Below are 3,307 nucleotides of genomic sequence, written 5' to 3' on the forward strand. Positions count from 1 at the left end.
ATCCAAGTACGCGAGTCGAATCTTTAAGCGCTTGTTTAGATTTGATGGTTCCGTAGGTAATGATCTGAGCAACTCGATCTTCACCGTACTTCTCTGTTGCATAACGAATCATTTCAGAGCGTCGACGTTCGTCGAAGTCCAAGTCGATATCGGGCATGGAGATACGTTCTGGATTCAAGAATCGCTCGAACAAGAGTCCGTGTTCGATTGGGTCGAGCCCTGTAATACCAAGTGCGTATGCAACAAGTGAACCTGCTGCGGATCCACGACCAGGCCCAACACGAATCCCAACTTTTCGTGCATGGTTACAGAGGTCGGCAACTACAAGGAAGTAACCAGGGAACCCCATCGTGATCATCACGCCGAGTTCGTACTCCAACCTATTTTTATGCTCTTCCGTGATTCGGTCGCCAAGTTTTTCAGCCAGGCCACGCATGGACTCTGAACGCAGCCATGAATCTTCTGTCTCGCCCTTGGGGACATCAAAGCGCGGCATGAGATTTTCACCTTCGCGCAGCGTGACGTTGCAACGCTCTGCAATCAACAATGTGTTATCGCATGCCTCAGGAGTCTCTTTAAAGAGTTCGCGCATCTGTGCTGCAGTTTTGACATAGAACTCAGAGTTATCGAATTTAAATCGCTTTGGATCTGCCAATGTAGAGCCAGATTGAACACAGAGCAGCGCAGCGTGCGCATCTGCATCTTCATGGTGTGTGTAGTGCAGATCATTGGTAGCAAGAAGTGGAAGTTTGAGATCTTTACCAAGCTTCATCAAATCTGCTTTGACGCGATTCTCAATCTCAATGTCGTGATCCATGAGTTCAAGGAAGAAGTTGGTGGCGCCGAAGATATCTCGGTAATCGCTTGCTGCGCGGAGCGCCTCCTTATATTTGCCCATGCGGAGACGAGTTTGAATTTCTCCACCAGGGCAACCAGTTGTTGCAATGAGTCCATCGGCATATTTGCTTAGGAGCTCGCGATCCATACGTGGCTTGTAGTAATAACCTTCGAGTGAGGCCAATGATGAAAGTCTGAAGAGATTTCCGAGGCCTTGATTGTTTTCAGCCAAGATTGTCATGTGGGTATATGCGCCACCGCCAGAAACATCATCTTCGCCGCCATCGCCCCACTGGATGCGCTTCTTATCGTGGCGTGACTCTGGAGCTACATATGCTTCGATGCCGATAATGGGTTTAACACCGGCCTTTGTGGCCTGCTTATAAAAATCGAATGCACCGAAGACATTTCCGTGATCTGTCATTGCAATCGCTGGCATCTCTTGACGCGCTACCTCTTTAACGAGTTCGCTTACACGCGCGGCACCATCGAGCATCGAGTACTCAGTATGCACATGAAGATGTACAAACGAGTCTTGCGTCGATGCCCGTGAAGCTGATTGATCTTCAGATGACATTATGGGAGCACCTTATCCCGTTATGGCAGAACTGCCTCCGAAAGCAACGCCAGAGAAGCCTGAAGGTCAGGTGGATATGGAGCTGTAAGAACAAGTGCCTCGCCGCTGACCGGGTGGCTAAAGCGGAGCTCTAATGCGTGCAACCACGGTCTGCGCATCGCAAGTGATTTACCTAAGACTGGATCTGCGCCGTAGGTCGTATCCCCCACGAGTGGATGACCGAGCGCCGAGAAGTGCACACGAATCTGGTGCGTACGGCCTGTCTCAAGTTCCACTTTCACCATCGAGACCGAACGGTAGTACTCGATAACGTGGTAATGAGTAATGCTCTCTTTGCCATCTGCAACTACTGCAAAGCGATGATCTTGTGTGGGGTGGCGGTCGATAGGTGCATCGATGGTTCCCTCTGAAGGATCCATATGCCCCTGCACAAGTGCGTGATATGTCTTCTCGACATCGTGATCACGAAACATCTCTTTAAGTTTGAGATATGCGCGATCGGTCTTGGCAACAATCATCAATCCGCTTGTGCCGGCATCGAGGCGATGAACAATGCCCGCACGTTCTGCAGGTCCACTTGTCGAAATTGTGTAACCCGCTGCAAGGAGCGCTCCAATCACCGTTGGTCCAGTCCATCCTGGCGCAGGATGTGCAGCGCATCCGACCGGCTTATCTACGACAACGATTTCATCATCGTTATAGACAATTGTTAATCCTTCGAGTGGAGTCAAAGGAATGGGATCAGCGTTGATTTGCTCTGGCATCAGAACATCAATCATCTGCCCTGCGGTGACTCGCTCTGATTTCGATAAAGCTTTGCCATCACTGCGGATATCGCCATCTTCGAGTAATTTCACAATTGAAGTACGAGATAACCCAAGGACGCGAGTCAGCGCACTATCAATACGTTCGCCAGCGACGCCTTCCGGCACGATAAGCGTGCGGTGGTCTCTACTCATGAGATCCTGACTGTGATGTTGGGGAGATATTGCGAACAGTGAGAAGGATAGCGATTGTAGCTGCAATAGATATCGATGTATCTGCGATATTAAAGATCGGCCAATGGGGCAGTTCAATCCAGTCGATGACATGTCCATAGAGCAAGCCAGGCTCGCGGAAGATGCGATCGGTGAGATTGCCGAGGACTCCCCCAAGAACGAGACCAGCGACATATGTCCATCCGCTTGATGTGATGCGAGATGCGTAGCGCGCAATAAAGAGTGCGACAAAAATCGAGATTGAAGTGAAGATAATGGTGAAACCGGTCGCCATACTAAACGCAGCACCAGGATTACGAAGAAGTGTCAGCTGGAGAAATGAACCAATTACTTTGCGGGGCGATGACGAGAGATTAGCTATTGCCCAATTTTTGGTGAGGAAATCGAGCGCCCAAACAAAAGTGGCAAGTAAGAAGAGGCGCTGAACGAGTGAAGTTCGGCGCACCTTAGCGCCGCTCTTCTTTCTGCTTACAGATCATGCAGAGAGTTGCGCGAGGAAATACCTGTAAACGTGCTTTTCCAATTGGAGAGCCACATACTTCACAATTTCCATACGTCTTATTATCAATGCGACCGAGTGCGCGCTCTGTTTGAAGAACCATGTCACGTGCATTGTAAACAAGTGACATCTCGTGCTCGCGCTCGAAAGTCTTGGTTCCTGAATCTGCTTGATCATCGCCAGCACCATCACCCGCATCTGAAATGAGTTCATGCATCTCAGCTTCAACTGTTGCAAGCTCTGCTTGAAGTCGAAGGAGATCTTTTGAAAGTTCTGCGCGAATTGATTTCAATGCTGCCGCGCTCCATGCTGCTTCACCTTCGGCGGCTGTCACTGGGGTTGGCGCAGCCTTCAAAGGCTTAAGGGGCGCAACTTTCTTGCCACTCTTTACCGGGC

Annotated in this window: 4 protein-coding genes; all 4 read right to left on the minus strand. The window is 50.0% G+C overall.

Annotated elements, in window-relative coordinates:
- On the minus strand, positions 1 to 1,414 hold a 1,414-nt coding region (dnaE, locus tag ACKOVI_RS03525; RefSeq protein ID WP_509602649.1), incomplete at its 3' end, for a DNA polymerase III subunit alpha.
- A gap of 20 nt (positions 1,415 to 1,434) precedes the next feature.
- The gene (locus ACKOVI_RS03530; protein WP_509602650.1) at positions 1,435 to 2,373 is read right to left on the minus strand and encodes an RluA family pseudouridine synthase; all 939 of its coding nucleotides are present in this window, start codon (positions 2,371 to 2,373) and stop codon (positions 1,435 to 1,437) included.
- Entirely contained in the window at positions 2,366 to 2,857 is a 492-nt protein-coding gene (locus ACKOVI_RS03535) for a signal peptidase II (RefSeq protein ID WP_509602651.1), read from the minus strand. The genes ACKOVI_RS03530 and ACKOVI_RS03535 overlap by 8 nt, the downstream gene beginning before the upstream one ends.
- A gap of 1 nt (position 2,858) precedes the next feature.
- On the minus strand, positions 2,859 to 3,307 hold a 449-nt coding region (locus tag ACKOVI_RS03540), incomplete at its 5' end, for a TraR/DksA family transcriptional regulator (protein WP_509602652.1).

The organism is Candidatus Planktophila sp., assembly GCF_046070465.1.
Classification (GTDB): Bacteria; Actinomycetota; Actinomycetes; order Nanopelagicales; family Nanopelagicaceae; genus Planktophila.